Below are 15,958 nucleotides of genomic sequence, written 5' to 3'. Positions count from 1 at the left end.
CTCTTTCTTTTTTTATCCTTTAAACCCGATGTCCTTATGGGAACCATCGCAAAATGGTTTACTCTTAGATGCTCCGCAACGACAAAAGTAGCAAGCGTTCGCAACGACTTTCCTCTGTCCATCTGAACCAACAAGTGTTATTGGTCCTTCCATCATAATAGGACCATCTTTAAATACTTCTACTTTGTGCCCGGCTTCAATCGCTTTAACCGGACCTTTTTCACCGTCTTCACGATCGGGACTATTCATATAAAAAGATAGCGCTCTGGACGGACATTTTTGCACCTGCTTAATGATCTCTTCAGTACTAGCTCCTTTTGCTTTAACCCAAGGTCTTGTTCCCGGCTGAAAAACATCTGGCAATCCTTTAGAACAAACACCGGAATGAATACATAAGTCAGATTCGTACACTACTGTAACCACTCCATTGGAATATTCCTTTTTCGATTTTATCATAGCTCATTATTTTTGGTGTTTTCTACTTCACCTATTAATTTACTACATTTTCGTGAATATTATTAAATTATTTTTCGACAAATTAAATCGCTCCTTCAACAGCAATCATCTCATTCTGAAATCCCTGCAAAACCAAAGGAAAGTTTCATATGTGAAAAAATAAATCAAGACTAAAAAAGGACTTGCACATCAAAAAAAATATCCTACTTTTGTCGCAGACTTTTCGGAAAAATATTTTTGGAAAGGCTGATTACAGACGGGTGTAGCTCAGTTGGTAGAGCACTGGTCTCCAAAACCAGGTGTCGGGAGTTCGAGTCTCTCCACCCGTGCAAAAACTTTCTTAAGTAATTAGGAAGGTTTTTTTGTTTTATAAAAAAAGCGACCATTTCTGATCGCTTTTTGCATTTTTATAAATTATCCTTTAAGTAATACTTTTCATTTGCATCCATCTCTACAATTCCTTCTCTCAATTTATAGTTTGGAATCTCTCTTTTTGATTTTTCTGAATGAAATCTTTTTTTCTTCTCCTTTTGGGGCTGAATTGATCTAATAGTTTTCGACATAACTTTAAATTTTAAAAAAACTAAGTGTACACTATTATTTATTTTCTACGCAAGTAATAAAAAAAAGTGACAAAAAAAAAGATGAACCAATTAATTGACTCATCTTTCTTACTGTATCATCTTAAGAATTTTATAACAATTGCATGTCGTATAATTTCTTGTATGCTCCGCCTTTTTGAATTAGCTCATCATGCTGTCCTCTTTCAATAATTTCTCCCTCATGAAAAACACAAATTAAATCGGCATTTTTAACTGTCGACAAGCGGTGTGCAATAACAACTGAAGTACGATTCTGCATTAACTTATCCAAAGCATCCTGCACCAATCGTTCCGATTCCGTATCCAAAGCAGAAGTAGCTTCATCTAAAATCATTATAGGAGGATTTTTAAGAACCGCTCTGGCAATACTCAACCTCTGGCGCTGTCCTCCGGAAAGTTTGCCTCCACGATCTCCGATATTGGTATAATAACCATCTTCTGTTGCCGTAATAAAATCATGAGCATTGGCAATTTTAGCTGCCGCCTCAACTTCTTCCAATGTGGCATTTTCTACACCAAAAGCAATATTATTGAAAATCGTATCATTAAACAGAATGGATTCCTGATTCACATTTCCCATCAAGTTTCTCAAATCCTTCATTTTATAATCCCGAATATCGGCACCATCCACAAAAATACCACCTTCGTTTACATCGTAAAACCGCGGTAATAAATCCGCAAATGTAGTTTTACCTGACCCCGATTGACCAACCAATGCAACAGTTTTCCCTTTTGGTATAGTAACACTAACCTTTTTCAAAACATCACGTTCTCCATTGTAAGAAAAAGTCACATCCCTGTATTCAATTGATTTTTCGAAAACCTCAACACTTTTTGCGTCCTCTTTTTCTGTGATTGTCGATTTTGCATCCAATAATTGATCGATACGATCCATTGCAGCCAATCCTTTTTGAATACTATAAGTGGCTTTTGAAAATTGCTTTGCAGGGTTAATCACAGAATAAAACATAGCCAAATAGGCAATAAAGGCAGAAGCATTCAAATTACCTGTACCATTAAGAATTAATCGTCCTCCATACCATAAAACAATTACAATCACCATCGTTCCCAAAAGTTCACTTAAGGGATGAGCCAGAACGTAACGTCTCATCATGCTATTCATGATCTTTCGGTAATCATTACTCTCAACCATAAACCGATCGTTCATTTTATCCTCAGCATTAAATGCTTTAATGATCCGAAGGCCTGATAAAGTCTCTTCAATAGTAGAAAGAATATCGCCCATTTTATCCTGTCCCGACCGTGAACTTTTCTTCAAATTCCGGCCAACTCTGCCTATTATAAACCCAGCTATTGGTAGTAATATAAAAACAAAAAGAGTAAGCTGAGGGCTCATAATAATCATTCCCACAAGGTAGACCATGATAATAACCGGGTTCTTGAAAAACATGTCTATTGAACTCATAATCGAGTTTTCAACCTCAGCTACATCACCTGTTGAACGGGACATAATATCACCTTTCTTTTCATCTGTAAAATAAGGCAATGGCAAATTCACAATCTTACTATAGATAATCTGACGCATATCACGCACTACGCCATTTCGAATGCTTACACTATGATAAGATCCTAAAAATGCAAAAGCAACCTTAAACAAAACAATAACCAAGAGAACAAGCCCAACAAACATCAAGGAAGCATCGGCACCATAATTCTGAGTCAGTAAATAAGTATAATAGTAGAAATTATTGGTTAAAGCATCTGTAGTAAACTCCCATGCAACTTTTTCAGTTACAGGGTCTCCTGAAATACCAAATATGATATTCAGTACCGGAATCATTACTCCAAATGAAAATACACCAAACAAAGCAGATAGCAAGTTATAAAAAAACATCATTCCCAAATCCAATCGATAAGGAGGCAAGAATCGATTAAGAACCTTAATAAAATTTTTCATCAAGTAATTAGTGTGTAAAAATTATCAATAAGCTGTAAAAAAATAAGGCTGTAAAAGTACAACTCTTACAGCCTATTTACAAAGTATTAACAAGATTTAATATTTTAGATTCCTGTATAATTAGCAGGGCTAATTGCCTTTAATTCAGACTTTAAATGATCATCAACATCTAAAGTATCAATGAATTCAGCAATACTTTCTTTTGTTATATGACTATTGGTTCGGGTTAAAGCTTTTAATGCTTCATAAGGATTTGGATATCCTTCGCGACGAAGAATGGTTTGAACTGCTTCGGCAACAACCGCCCAGTTCGCATCCAAATCGGCCTGAAAAGCTTCTTTCGAAATAATCAATTTATCCAAACCTTTTAATAAAGACTTAAAGGCAATAATTGTATGAGCAAAAGGAACTCCAATGTTTCTTAAAACAGTAGAATCGGTTAAATCGCGTTGCAATCTGGATATAGGCAATTTTGCCGACAAATGCTCAAAAACAGCATTCGCCAATCCAAGATTTCCTTCCGAATTTTCAAAATCGATTGGGTTAACCTTATGAGGCATGGCTGATGATCCAACTTCGCCCTCTTTGATTTTTTGTTTGAAATAATTCATGGATACATAGGTCCAGAAATCACGATTCAAATCAATCAAAACAGTATTGATACGTTTTAGATTATCAAAAATAGCTCCCATATTGTCGTAATTGGAAATCTGCGTGGTGAATTCCTCACGTTCCAATTTCAAAATATCATTTACAAAATGGTTCCCAAATTCTTTCCAGTCGGTTTTAGGATATGCTACATGATGAGCATTAAAATTACCTGTAGCACCACCAAATTTTGCTGAACATGGAACACTTTTCAAAAGATCCAACTGCTTCTTTAAACGATATACGTATACCTGAATTTCTTTTCCCAAACGAGTTGGAGATGCTGGCTGACCATGAGTACGGGCCAACATTGAAATTTCTTTCCAATCTTCGGAAAGACTGCCCAGTTTATTAATCAATTCGTCTAAAAGTGGGTAATATACATCATGCACCGCATCGCGCAATGAATAAGGTGTTGCAGTATTATTAATATCCTGAGAAGTTAATCCGAAGTGAATAAACTCTTTGTATTTATGAAGACTTAAAGCATCAAATTTTTCCTTAATAAAGTACTCAACAGCTTTAACATCATGATTTGTTACGCTTTCAATATCTTTAACTTTTTGCGCATCTTCAACTGTAAAATCGATATATAAACTACGCAAATCTGCAAATAAATCCTTATCGAAATCTTTTAATTGCGGAAGAGGAACCTCGCATAAGGCAATAAAATATTCTACTTCTACCAAAACTCTGTATCGCACCAAAGCATATTCCGAAAAATACTCTCCTAAAACGTCTACCTTATCACGGTAACGTCCGTCAATCGGCGAAATTGCTGTCAAACTCTGCATTTCAAAAAAATTAAATGTCAATAATGGTTATTTAGAAGCCCAAAGGTAATTAAAAGCGATGAGTCCCGAAAGCTTTCGGAGAATGATCTGCAATAAGAAAGCATTATCTAATCAAACATTGAATCTTCTATTTCGCATTTTATCGATAAATGTTATTTTTGTTAAGTCACTTAACTTAAGAAAGAATCGATGAAATTTATTAAAGATTTTAGCTTTGGCTTACGAACTTACACTGAAGCCATTCAATATATTTTCAGAAAACGATTGGCCTGGTTTTTCATATTCCCGATTCTTCTCAATATCATTTTATTTTGGGTTGGCTGGGATTATATTGGCGATTTGGCTCAGCAATCGAAAACCTACCTTGATGGATGGTTGGATTTAGAAAATGCTGAATTTTGGGGTTCCGGTTTCTTAAAAGCGACTCTTGGCGGATTTATTTGGGTGTTGTTCAAAATACTGTTCTTTCTGATATTCGCTTATTTTGGTGGTTACATCATCCTCATCATTATGTCACCTGTATTCTCCTATTTATCAGAACGAACAGAAAAAATAAAAACAGGAAACAACTATCCATTTGAAATAAAACAGTTTCTAAAGGACATTGTACGCGGAGTTTTTATTGCTGTTCGAAACTTATTAATTGAACTGGCTTTAACGATACTCATGTTTATTTTAAGTTTTATTCCGATAATAGGTTGGATTACGGCCATATTCTTATTTTTCATTTCGGCGTATTTCTACGGATTTTCGTTTCTGGATTATGCAATTGAACGCAAAAAAATGAGCATTACACAAAGTGTTCGGTTCATGAGAGAAAACAAAGGGATTGTTATCGCTAATGGTTTTATTTTTTCACTCTGCCTGATCGTTCCTTTTTGCGGTGTTTCTTTTTCAAGTTTTGCGGCTATTATTTCAGTTGTTGCAGGAACTTTAGCAGTAAATGAAATATGGGATGATGACAAATACCCAAACAGAAAACCAAACGAAATTTAAACTTAATTGCTATCTTACATATAAGTTCAAATTCCTCCTGTGAATTATCGGACTTAGGTTTTGAATACAATCAAACACAGCAAAACAAATACAAACATGAATAACATTCGTCACTTTCTCTTTACCATTTTTTCTATATCGCTAACTTTCCAGTTGATAGCAAATCAGCCTGCTGACAGTATTCCTGAAATTAATAAGACTCTGGTTTACAAGTTTGATATTAAACAGGAAATTGGACCTGCCGCCTGGAGACAAACAAAGTACGCACTTCAGGAAGCTGTTGAATCGAATGCTGATATCATTCTTATTCACATGAATACCTACGGCGGTACAGTAATTCATGCAGATTCAATTCGAACAGCCATCTTAAATAGTAAAATTCCCGTTTATGTTTTTATTGATAACAATGCAGCATCTGCCGGAGCTCTTATTTCCATCGCCTGCGATAGTATTTACATGAGAACCGGAGCCAATATTGGAGCTGCAACTGTTGTAAATCAAACAGGTGCGGCAATGCCCGATAAATATCAATCGTACATGCGATCGACAATGCGTGCAACAGCTGAATCGCATGGAAAAGACACATTGATTCAAAAAGGTGACACGATTTACAAATGGCGAAGAGATCCTTTAATTGCTGAAGCGATGGTTGATCCCCGAACTTATATTGAAAATGTAATTGACACAGGAAAAGTTCTAACCTTCACACCTGCTGAAGCAATTAAAAACGGATACTGCGAAGGAATTGCAAATAGTGTGGAGGAAGTCCTAGCTAAGGCTGGGATAAAAGAATATACGATTAAAAAATATGAGCCGACGGGAATTGAAAAAATGATTGATTTAATGATTAATCCCATTTTACAAGGGATTTTAATCATGATTATTATTGGAGGAATTTATTTTGAGTTACAAACTCCGGGAATCGGATTTCCGATACTGGCATCTGCGATTGCTGCAGTTCTCTACTTTTCTCCCCTTTATTTGGAAGGAATGGCCGAAAACTGGGAAATCCTTTTATTTGTTGCTGGTGTCATTCTCCTCGCCCTGGAAATATTTGTTATTCCAGGCTTTGGAGTTGCTGGTATTTCAGGAATTATTCTCATTATTACCGGTCTCTCTTTAAGTTTGGTTGACAATGTTGCTTTTGATTTTCAACCTCGTCACATAAGAGCTTTGCTTGGTGCAATTATGCTGGTTGTCTTTTCAATGTTTACCTCAATACTGGGATCAATTTATGCAAGCAAAAGACTATTCGCATCAAATTCATTTTTAGGACATTTAACTCTGGGCACAGTAGAAAAACCAGAAGATGGTTACGTTAGTGTAGATATGAAAACCAAATCACTAATAGGAAAAACAGGAACCGTTCTTAGTGTTCTTCGTCCGTCGGGCAAGGTATTTATCGAAAACCAAATTTACGATGCTAAATCGGAGGATGGTTTTATAGATAAAGACACACTTATAGAAGTAATCCGTTTTGAAACCGGTCAGGTATATGTTATAAAAAAAGAAGATGATGAGCTCAATCAAGCTTAGAAGCTACAAATCAAACGATTATCAATCAGTTCTTAAATTATGGGAAATAACCAAATTGGGAAGTGAAGAGCGTGGCGACAATTCAGATACAATTGAAATAGGCTTACTGCATGGAGGCAAATTCTGGGTTCTTGAAGACACCACAAACGCGCAAATAATTGGCTGTTGCTGGATCACCAATGATTCCAGACGACTGTATCTGCATCATTTGGGAATTCATCCTGAATATCAGCACCAAGGATACGGGAAATTTCTTACAGAAACAGCATTGGCACATGTTAAGAGCTTAAACATGCAAATTAAACTGGAGGTTCATCATTCAAACAAAACAGCGCTAAATATTTATGAAAAACTGGGATTTAAATTCCTTGAAGGATACGAAGTAATGATTAAACGAGGGCATTAAAAAAAATCACACATTCAACACTCCGTAAAATAAACTGATTTGGCTTCTATTTTTAGTATTTCAGGAATTAAAAGAGTAAAATTACAATAAAATCAGTAATATATTTTTTAGAAAACTATGACTTTAATTTCACCTAAGGGATTACTCGATTTCTCCCTTCTTGAAAAGATTACCAAGAAACCTAAATTGTTTGCAAAAGACGATGGAAATTTTTGGCAAGACCCGTACGTTTCAGAGCATTTACTAAATGCTCATCTTGACGATGAATCGGATCAAGGTTCCAGAAAATATCAGGACATACTGCAATCTGTACTTTGGTTGAGCGAATATCTGAAACTTCCGGAAGACAGTAAATTACTTGATTTGGGCTGCGGTCCCGGTTTGTACAGCGAAAACTTCTATGGTCAGGGTTTTGCTGTAACTGGAATTGATTTCTCGCAAAGTTCTATTGATTATGCCAAAGAGCAAGCTGAAGAATTTAATTATCGTATTAAATACATCTGCAAGGACTACATGGAAATGGATTACAAAGAAGAATTCGATGTAATCACTCTCATTTACGGCGATTTATGCGTGTTATCTCATGATGACAGAAGCTTACTTCTGCAAAAAGTAAAAAAAGCGTTAAAACCAAGAGGTTACTTAATTTTCGATGTGTTCACAAAGCATTATTTCGAGAATGAAGAACCAGACCAATCGTGGTACATCAGCAAAGAAGACGGATTTTGGAGTGAGGAAGAACATCTTTTGTTACAATCTCATTACAAATACAAGAAAGATAAGGTTAGATTGGATAAATACACGCTGATTTTAAAAAATGGCGAAATCCGGACTCATAACATATGGAAACATTATTTTTCGCTGGAACGCGCTATCTCCATGATGAAAGAAAGTGGTTTTAGTGTGAAAGACTACTGGTCGGATCTGCAAGGAAAACCTTTCGAGGAAAACAGTCCTTGGATTGGATTTGTTGCACAAAAAACGTGATGAACAAAATAAAAAAACTCCGTCAGAAAATTAATTCTGTCGGAGTTTACTAAATAAACTGGTGGGTTTATTATTCTTTATACATCTTATCAATAAGATGCTTGTATTTTTCCTGAATTACTTTTCGTTTCAGCTTCAATGTTGAAGTTATCTCACCAGCCTCGATCGAAAACTCTTTCGGTAATAAAGTAAATTTTTTAATCTTCTCGAAACGCGAAAATTCTTTTTGCATTTCCTCAAAACGTTTTTCAAAAAACTCTATTATTTGAGAATTACCCAATAACTCTTCAATGGTTTCAAAACCAATATTATTCTGTATTGCATATTTTTGGAGAGGTTCCATTGCCGGAACTGCCAAAGCTGTTACATATTGTCTGCAATCACCAATTACAGCTATCTGCTCAATAAACTGATCATTGACCAAGGTTTTTTCCAACTTTTGAGGAGCAACATATTTTCCTCCCGAAGTTTTCATCAAATCTTTAATACGATCGGTGATGGTTACAGCACCATTTTCATCAATTCTACCTGCATCACCAGTACAAAACCAACCATCCTTTATTACTTCAGCAGTAGCTTCAGGTTTCTTGTAATATCCCCGCATAACACCAGGTCCTTTCACTAAAATTTCATCCTTATCACCAATTTTAATATCAGTTCCAACAATTATACGACCCGTTGTGTTAAAATCTATATGCTTATCACCATACAAACATACTGTTGCCATGGTTTCGGTTAAGCCATATCCCATTTTTACATTTAAACCAGTGGCATGAAAATATTCAATAATGTTCGAATCTAATGGAGCTCCGCCACAAGGCATAAAATTTATTCTGCCACCAAATATATCGCGAAGTTTACTCAGCACTAATTTATCAGCAAGCTTATGCTTGAAATTCAACCCAACAGGAACTTTCTTCTCAAACAGGAGGTATTCATTATTGTACTTACCGCCAATTTTAATCGCCCAATTCATTAAAGATCTCTTTACAGCTGAAGCACCTTTACTTTTCTCCTGAATGGCCGCATAAATTTTCTCGTAAATTCGGGGAACCGTGCACATTAGAGTGGGTTTTACCTCTTTCATAGCATCCCCAATCTTTTTAGGATCCAAATTGAAATAAATCTCTATTCCACGATGAAAACAGTAGAAACACCAAATTCGCTCATAAACATGGCTTAAAGGCAAAAAACTCAACGAAATATCTTTATCAGATACATTCAGCTCCGCATCATGTGAAACCAATACACTTGAAATGTTATTGTGATCAATCATCACTCCTTTTGGCTCACCTGTAGTTCCCGAAGTATATATCAGAGTTGCAAGATCATCAATTTCAGCTCTTTGAAAACGCTCTTCAAACTCAGCACCAAGCATAGAATTCTTTCCAAAAATCAAGAATTCATCCCAATGCATTGATCTTTCAAAATCAGACAAAACAATGTTCTTATTAAAAGCAACCACCATTTTCACATGAGGAACCGTCTTAATTAATTCCATGGCACGATCGTATTGCTCTTGTTCTCCTACAAAAATAACCTGCGATTCGGAATCTTCAATGATATATTTTGCTTCTGCTGTTGAATTTGTTGGATAGATTGGAACCGTTACACCCCGCACACACATAATCGCCAAATCGGCAGTAATCCACTCCGGCATATTTTGCGAGAAGATAGCAACCATTTGCTTTTCCTCAATACCAATTTTTATCAGAGCTTTTGATATTTGTCGAATATCTAAACCAAATTTAGTCCAACTTACACCAACCCATTCCCCACTTTTTTCATCCTTATAGTGCATAGCAATTCGATCTGAATATTTTTCAATACGATCCCGAATTAATTTGCCCCAATGTTGATATTCCATAAAAGTTATTTAGTTGTGATATTAGCGCAAAGATAGTGATGTTTCCCAACTATTAAAAGGTTTTCGAAAGCAAAGCTCATAAGCTAAAGTGTTAAATATCATATAAATAGGGCGACATAAAAAAACAAGACAGCTCCAAAGTAATTACCTCTCAACAAGTTATAAAAAAACGACCATAAACATAAGTGTTCCGGTCGTTCCATATATTTAATAAAGAAATAATACAGTATTTTACTTAGCGAATGCTAAAATCCATCATTCTTTCCCCTTCAAGCTCAGCAATCAGATGATCGCCAATTGCAACAGGCCCCACACCTTCCGGTGTTCCTGTATAAATCAGATCTCCGATTTTCAGCGTAAAATATTGCGACAAATACGAGATCAGATAATCAATTGAAAAAATCATATTTGAAGTATTCCCTGTCTGCACACGATTTCCATTTATATCCAAATGGAAATTCAATTGATTAATATCCTTGAACTTATCTTTCGATATAAATTTACTGATTGGCGCAGCACCATCAAATGCCTTTGCTTTTTCCCATGGCAAGCCTTTCTTTTTACATTCAGCTTGAATATCCCGGGCGGTAAAATCAATACCCAAACCGATTTCATCATAGTATCGATGAGCAAATTCCAAAGGAATGTTCTTTCCTACTCTGCAAATTTTCACCACTACTTCCACCTCATGGTGAATATCTTTGGAAAAGTCAGGATAGTAAAAATCATTATTGTTTTTTAAAAGTGCAGAGTCGGGCATTGAAAATACCACAGGCTCTTCAGGAACCGGATTATTAAGCTCCTTTGCATGATTCTCGTAATTTCTTCCTATTGCTAAAATTTTCATCAATAATCTATTACTTATTAAACCCTCTCAATTTAATCTCTGTAAGCACTTTTTTGGTGTACAATGGAAAATCACTATTCATCACCCAACCGTAATAACCAGGTTGATCAGCCAATACTTTTTCTACAGCCACACCTTTATTTTTTCCAAAATTAAACGTTTCAATCCCATTTTCATCCTTGATAATAAAACCGGCAAAATCAACATTATTATTTTGAGATGAGTATTTAGACAAATAATCGATATCATTTTCCAAGTTATCGTATCTATCCAACTGTGATTTTAAAACTTCATACGTTGCTTTTGTATCTGCCTCGGCACCGTGAGCACCTTCTAGTTCTTTATTGCAATAAAACCTATAGGCAGCAACAAGTGTGCGCTGTTCCATTTTATGAAAAATAGTCTGTACATCCACAAACTTTCTTTTTTTCATGTCAAAATCAATATCAGCACGCAAGAACTCCTCTGCTAACAAAGGAAAATCAAATCGGTTGGAATTGTATCCAGCCAAATCGCACCCTTCCAAATATTTTGCAATAGTTTTACCTATTTCTTTAAACAATGGTTCGTTTTTCACATCCTCATCAGTAATACCATGAATAGCACTTGATTGTGCCGGAATTGGCATTCCCGGATTTACCCGAAAGGTTTTCACCTCCTCATCACCATTGGGATTCACTTTTACAATACACATTTCTACAATACGATCTTTCGCAACATTAATTCCTGTTGTTTCAAGATCGATAAAAGCAATTGGATTCTTTAAATTCAGATTCATGGGATTCTTATGAAATTTAGCTTGTGCAACAAAAATATAAAACCCAACAGAACTTTACGTTCTGTTGGGCTATTTTATTTCGTAATCATATAAGTCTTTGCTTACGCATTAATCATCATTGGCATTAACAACATCAACACATCCTCATCAGCATTATCATTGTCGTAAGGCAGGAAGATACCTGCTCTTGTTGGATCAGATAATTCGACCATAACATTTGAGGAAGAAATATTAGACAAAATCTCTAACAAAAATACTGATTTAAATCCAATTTCCAGATCCTGCCCTTCATACTGGCATTGTAATCTTTCTCTTGCTGATATTGAAAAATCTATATCCTGAGCAGAAACAACCAATTCATTTGCTTTCAATTCAAATTTAATTAGGTTACTTGCCGGATTTGAAAATACAGAGACTCTTCTTAATGTATTATATAGTTCAACCCTATCGATCGTTAATTTATTAGGATTCGTTTTAGGAATCACCGAGTTGTAACTTGGATAGTTCCCTTCAACCAAACGACAAATCAACTTGTAATTAGACAAAGTAAAAAATGCATTCTTCTCATCAAACTCTACGCGAACAGGATTCGTTTCTTTCGGAAGAATATTTCGCAATAGCGACGCTGGTTTCTTTGGCAAAATAAATGATGATTCAACTTCTGATCTTCCGTCCAGTCTTTTGTAACGAACTAATTTATGAGCATCAGAAGCTACAAAAGTTAGATCGTTATTTCCCAATTCTACAAAAATCCCGTTCATCACCGGACGAAGTTCATCATCAGCAGTTGCAAACAATGTTTTATTGATACCAGTTAATAAAACGGAACCTTCAACCGAAATATTCACCAAATTAGTTTCCTGTTTTACAGGAAGTTTTGGAAAATCTTCTCCGTTCTGTCCAACAATACTAAACACCCCGTTTTCGGAAGTAATTTTTACTGCCAAAGAAGTCAGATCAATATCGAATGTAAGGGGCTGTTCTGGAAATTCTTTTAAAGTATCAGTCAAAATTTTAGCTGGAAAAGCAATTACCCCTTCGCCAACCGAAGTCTCTAATGGAATTGTAGTAATTAAGGTAGATTCTAAATCCGAAGCAGTAGCTACCAATTGTTCATTTTTTAATTCAAACAAAAAATTGTCGAGAATAGGTAAGGTATTCTTACTACTAATAACACGACTAATTGCCTGTAAATGACTTAACAATTCTGTACTTGATACTACAAATTTCATTTGCATAATATTTAAAAATTAACCAAAAATTCAAAATCCGGAACCCTTACACAAGAAACATTCAATTGTGGCATAGGGCACATAATAAGTGGTGAATATACAAATTTATTAAGGAAACCTGACAATCTTCATTCAAAAAACAAAGCTGATTTCAACAAATAAAACCACTATTTAATTGAATGGTTGTAATTTACTATCAAAACACATTATTGCACCACAATAAAAATCATAAAATAAAACTCAGAATAAAATTAAGACCTTCTTAAACTTTATTTTAGTGGCAACAAAAATAGTATTTCTAAGCAATATTTGAATCACCCAAAGATGCAAATTTTCGTTTTCTGAAATAGAAACGAACAAGCCCAAAAATAAGTAGTAGAATTAGAGGCAGTAACACATTCACAACCTGCCAAAACAATCTTTCCGATCGGATTTTGGTTTTGTTCAGCATTCTTAATTTCACCTCGCGTGACCGCAATTCCATCCATCCACTATCATCACACAAATAATCAACACAGTTAAGCAGAAAATTTCTATTGCCATATGTTGATTTACTATATCTATCGTATCCCAGAGCTTCAATTTGACGATTATTCCCCACTCCTCTTACCCTGTTCTTAATTACATCACCATCTGATATTACAATCATTTTAGTTGGAACACTTTCCGGTTTAAAATCGTTCTTATTGATTCCTTTCCAGATTCTATTCTGAAAAACAGATGGAAATACCCCCTCTAATAAAACAGCAATATTTTTTGGTCCGGCAGGAAAGTCGGACGCCTCCATTTTTTGATTTACAATATTCAGACTAATTGGTTTAGGAACTTTTTCCAGTCTTGTATACTCCGAGCTAGCCAATAAAACCTGCTTTTTTATCTGTTTGTTATCACCCACAAAATCTATCGAGTTTGCAAACTCAGCTTTTATCACATTTAATTTTCGTGTGATTGGATGAGAATCGGGAGCGGCTAAAAGCGGCGAATAATACCAAGGTGCCGGTGTAAACCTGGCCGGCTGCCCAGGCAAAGCTGTCTGCACAGGAATCAACTGACTCTGAACATCCAACACCAAATCCGGATTAATTCTCACACCATATCTAAACAATTGGTCTTCCATATTTAATGGCTGAAAAAAGGCCATTGTACTCTCCTTAGTCACCAAACTATCCATCGAAGCAATCACCTCATCAACCAACCACATCACACGTCCGCCATTCATCACGTACTGATCGATCTGATATTTATCTTCTTCGGAAAACTCCTTACGCGGTTGTGCAATTACTAAGGCAGAATATCTGTTTTGCTGAATATTTAAAGCCTGAGCATTAATTCTTTTCACTTCATATCGCTGCAGAAGAGAAGCTGTAAAATCAGCCACATCATACTCTCCCAATTCACCATGTCCGGTAAGAAATGCTATTTCTTTTGGCGTATTATTCTGAAGCATCCTAATGGCCGAGGTCAGTTCAAACTCCAGCTCCTCAATGGAATGATTTAAATTTTGTTCGGATGATAAACCAGCCACACTTTTTAATAAATGAACACTAGTCTCCTTCTCTCTGTCATGAACAATAATTCCAGGAACCACCAACTTCTGATTTAAGCTGCCATCAGTGGTTTTCTCCTGCAAATTAATTGGTTTCAAACCCCGACTCACCAATTGATCAAAAAATTCTTTTCGCTTTTGCGGATTAGAAACATCATTAGGATTAATCAAAGAATACGATATATTAACATTGGAGTAAGACGAAAACTCATCAATCATTTCCAGGCAGGCCTTTTGCAGTTTTGTGAATCCATAAGGTAAATCTCCGGAAAGATACACTTCAAAATATAAGTCTTTCTCTAAATGAGACACTAATTCCTTAGTATTATCCGATAAAGAATATCGTTTTTCAGCAGTCAAATCCAAACGAAAAAAATACACTTGTAAAACTTGAATAACAATTACTAAAGCCAATAACGATATCAGCAATTGAAAAAGGTCTTTTAATTTTCTATTTCGTACCATATCTAAATTCAATTACCATTTTCTACTCTTAAGAACTGTCCGTGTCAACAAAAGAAAAGCCGTTATAATTCCTATAAAATACAGCAAGTCCCGGGAATCAACAATGCCTCTTGATATGGATCGGTAATGCTCATTAATTCCCATCGAAACAATCATGTTTTGCAAATATTGCATATTGCTGATCTCTCCTAAATAATCGAAACCAATAAAAAACACAAAACAAAACACCAAAGCCAATAAGAAAGCAACAATCTGATTATCTGTTAAAGAGCTGGCAAACACACCTATTGAAACATAAACTCCTGCCAATAAAAACAGCCCAATAAAAGAACCCCAAAATGCTCCGGAATCAATACTCCCAACAGGGCTGCCCAAATAATAAATGGAATAATAGTAAACCAGACAGAACAGTAATGAAAATGCAACAACAGTAAGACCTGCAAGATACTTTGCCAGCACAACTCCCATGTCGGATATTGGACGAGTCATTAAAAGTTCAATTGTTCCCTGCTTTTTCTCCTCGGCAAAAAACCGCATGCATACTGCCGGTATCAAAAACAAATAAATCCAGGGTGCCATTTCAAAAAGAACATCCAAATTCGCATATCCTGTGTCCAAAGGATTTGAATTGCCCGGAAAAACCCAAACAAACAATCCTGTTGCAATTAAAAATATGGAAAGAATTAAGTACCCGGAAATTGAACTGAAAAAAGTCCTGATTTCCTTACTAAGCAGTGGCAACATATAGTTAGGTTCTGGTTAAAAATTCTTATTCTACAAATTTGCAAAATTATTCCAGTTGAAAAAACTCTTTGGGAAATCAATTTACTTACATAAATTTGATCCGTGATTACAAAATTCAATTGGAAACTATACTTTT

Annotated in this window: 14 protein-coding genes, 1 tRNA gene and 1 pseudogene; 6 read left to right on the top strand and 10 right to left on the bottom strand. The window is 35.4% G+C overall.

Annotated elements, in window-relative coordinates; genetic code table 11:
• Positions 1-12: 12 nt before the first annotated feature.
• Positions 13-456 carry a (4Fe-4S)-binding protein gene (locus QUH73_RS06850; protein WP_289529694.1) on the bottom strand — a complete coding sequence of 148 codons (444 nt, stop codon included), beginning with the start codon at positions 454-456 and terminating at the stop codon, positions 13-15.
• 256 nt (positions 457-712) lie between these two features.
• Between QUH73_RS06850 and QUH73_RS06845 the strand changes: the two genes are divergently transcribed.
• Positions 713-785, top strand: a tRNA-Trp gene (locus tag QUH73_RS06845).
• A 78-nt stretch (positions 786-863) separates the two neighbouring features.
• Here the strand turns inward: QUH73_RS06845 and QUH73_RS06840 are convergent.
• The 3 genes from QUH73_RS06840 to purB form a co-directional block, all read right to left on the bottom strand.
• Positions 864-1,019, bottom strand: coding sequence for a hypothetical protein (locus tag QUH73_RS06840; RefSeq protein WP_289529693.1), 156 nt, complete (start codon positions 1,017-1,019; stop codon positions 864-866).
• A gap of 130 nt (positions 1,020-1,149) precedes the next feature.
• On the bottom strand, positions 1,150-2,976 hold the full coding sequence (locus tag QUH73_RS06835; protein WP_289529692.1) for an ABC transporter ATP-binding protein: 1,827 nt from the start codon (positions 2,974-2,976) through the stop codon (positions 1,150-1,152).
• 104 nt (positions 2,977-3,080) lie between these two features.
• On the bottom strand, positions 3,081-4,418 hold the full coding sequence (purB, locus tag QUH73_RS06830; RefSeq protein WP_289529691.1) for an adenylosuccinate lyase: 1,338 nt from the start codon (positions 4,416-4,418) through the stop codon (positions 3,081-3,083).
• A 189-nt stretch (positions 4,419-4,607) separates the two neighbouring features.
• Here purB and QUH73_RS06825 point away from each other — a divergent pair, with 189 nt between their 5' ends.
• From QUH73_RS06825 to QUH73_RS06810, 5 genes and pseudogenes are all read left to right on the top strand, one after another.
• Entirely contained in the window at positions 4,608-5,414 is an 807-nt protein-coding gene (locus tag QUH73_RS06825) for an EI24 domain-containing protein (RefSeq protein ID WP_289529690.1), read from the top strand.
• Between the two features lie 96 nt (positions 5,415-5,510).
• Positions 5,511-6,209, top strand: a pseudogene (locus QUH73_RS20870) (NfeD family protein); the annotation flags it as partial.
• 36 nt (positions 6,210-6,245) lie between these two features.
• Positions 6,246-6,950, top strand: a complete 705-nt coding sequence (locus QUH73_RS20865; RefSeq protein ID WP_442913397.1) for an NfeD family protein — start codon at positions 6,246-6,248, stop codon at positions 6,948-6,950.
• Positions 6,931-7,356, top strand: a complete 426-nt coding sequence (locus QUH73_RS06815) for a GNAT family N-acetyltransferase (RefSeq protein ID WP_289529688.1) — start codon at positions 6,931-6,933, stop codon at positions 7,354-7,356. The genes QUH73_RS20865 and QUH73_RS06815 overlap by 20 nt, the downstream gene beginning before the upstream one ends.
• Before the next feature lie 117 nt (positions 7,357-7,473).
• The gene (locus QUH73_RS06810) at positions 7,474-8,343 is read left to right on the top strand and encodes a class I SAM-dependent methyltransferase (RefSeq protein ID WP_289529687.1); all 870 of its coding nucleotides are present in this window, start codon (positions 7,474-7,476) and stop codon (positions 8,341-8,343) included.
• Positions 8,344-8,413: 70 nt separating this feature from the next.
• On the opposite strand, the gene QUH73_RS06805 is transcribed toward QUH73_RS06810, so the two are convergent.
• From QUH73_RS06805 to gldF, 6 genes are all read right to left on the bottom strand, one after another.
• Entirely contained in the window at positions 8,414-10,210 is a 1,797-nt protein-coding gene (locus QUH73_RS06805) for an AMP-dependent synthetase/ligase (RefSeq protein ID WP_289529686.1), read from the bottom strand.
• A 235-nt stretch (positions 10,211-10,445) separates the two neighbouring features.
• Positions 10,446-11,057: a fumarylacetoacetate hydrolase family protein gene (locus QUH73_RS06800; RefSeq protein ID WP_289529685.1), complete on the bottom strand. Its 612-nt coding sequence runs from the start codon at positions 11,055-11,057 to the stop codon at positions 10,446-10,448.
• Between the two features lie 10 nt (positions 11,058-11,067).
• Positions 11,068-11,835 (bottom strand): 3'-5' exonuclease, encoded by a 768-nt coding sequence (locus tag QUH73_RS06795; RefSeq protein WP_289529684.1) that lies wholly within the window; start codon positions 11,833-11,835, stop codon positions 11,068-11,070.
• Between the two features lie 101 nt (positions 11,836-11,936).
• On the bottom strand, positions 11,937-13,067 hold the full coding sequence (gene dnaN, locus QUH73_RS06790; RefSeq protein WP_289529683.1) for a DNA polymerase III subunit beta: 1,131 nt from the start codon (positions 13,065-13,067) through the stop codon (positions 11,937-11,939).
• 298 nt (positions 13,068-13,365) lie between these two features.
• Positions 13,366-15,078, bottom strand: a complete 1,713-nt coding sequence (gene gldG, locus QUH73_RS06785) for a gliding motility-associated ABC transporter substrate-binding protein GldG (RefSeq protein WP_289529682.1) — start codon at positions 15,076-15,078, stop codon at positions 13,366-13,368.
• A 12-nt stretch (positions 15,079-15,090) separates the two neighbouring features.
• On the bottom strand, positions 15,091-15,822 hold the full coding sequence (gene gldF, locus QUH73_RS06780) for a gliding motility-associated ABC transporter permease subunit GldF (RefSeq protein WP_289529681.1): 732 nt from the start codon (positions 15,820-15,822) through the stop codon (positions 15,091-15,093).
• Positions 15,823-15,958: the final 136 nt, after the last annotated feature.

Origin of the sequence: Labilibaculum sp. K2S, assembly GCF_030372765.1 — a bacterium.
Lineage (GTDB): Bacteria > Bacteroidota > Bacteroidia > Bacteroidales > Marinifilaceae > Labilibaculum.
Note: the sequence above shows the minus strand (reverse complement) of the source record. Positions and strands in the feature narration are given on the sequence as shown.

Coding starts and splice junctions, on each gene's coding strand:
- QUH73_RS06850 (WP_289529694.1), bottom strand. CDS start 456: ATGATAAAATCGAAAAAGGAATATTCCAATGGAGTGGTTACAGTAGTG.
- QUH73_RS06840 (WP_289529693.1), bottom strand. CDS start 1,019: ATGTCGAAAACTATTAGATCAATTCAGCCCCAAAAGGAGAAGAAAAAA.
- QUH73_RS06835 (WP_289529692.1), bottom strand. CDS start 2,976: ATGAAAAATTTTATTAAGGTTCTTAATCGATTCTTGCCTCCTTATCGA.
- purB (WP_289529691.1), bottom strand. CDS start 4,418: ATGCAGAGTTTGACAGCAATTTCGCCGATTGACGGACGTTACCGTGAT.
- QUH73_RS06825 (WP_289529690.1), top strand. CDS start 4,608: ATGAAATTTATTAAAGATTTTAGCTTTGGCTTACGAACTTACACTGAA.
- QUH73_RS20865 (WP_442913397.1), top strand. CDS start 6,246: ATGATTGATTTAATGATTAATCCCATTTTACAAGGGATTTTAATCATG.
- QUH73_RS06815 (WP_289529688.1), top strand. CDS start 6,931: ATGAGCTCAATCAAGCTTAGAAGCTACAAATCAAACGATTATCAATCA.
- QUH73_RS06810 (WP_289529687.1), top strand. CDS start 7,474: ATGACTTTAATTTCACCTAAGGGATTACTCGATTTCTCCCTTCTTGAA.
- QUH73_RS06805 (WP_289529686.1), bottom strand. CDS start 10,210: ATGGAATATCAACATTGGGGCAAATTAATTCGGGATCGTATTGAAAAA.
- QUH73_RS06800 (WP_289529685.1), bottom strand. CDS start 11,057: ATGAAAATTTTAGCAATAGGAAGAAATTACGAGAATCATGCAAAGGAG.
- QUH73_RS06795 (WP_289529684.1), bottom strand. CDS start 11,835: ATGAATCTGAATTTAAAGAATCCAATTGCTTTTATCGATCTTGAAACA.
- dnaN (WP_289529683.1), bottom strand. CDS start 13,067: ATGAAATTTGTAGTATCAAGTACAGAATTGTTAAGTCATTTACAGGCA.
- gldG (WP_289529682.1), bottom strand. CDS start 15,078: ATGGTACGAAATAGAAAATTAAAAGACCTTTTTCAATTGCTGATATCG.
- gldF (WP_289529681.1), bottom strand. CDS start 15,822: ATGTTGCCACTGCTTAGTAAGGAAATCAGGACTTTTTTCAGTTCAATT.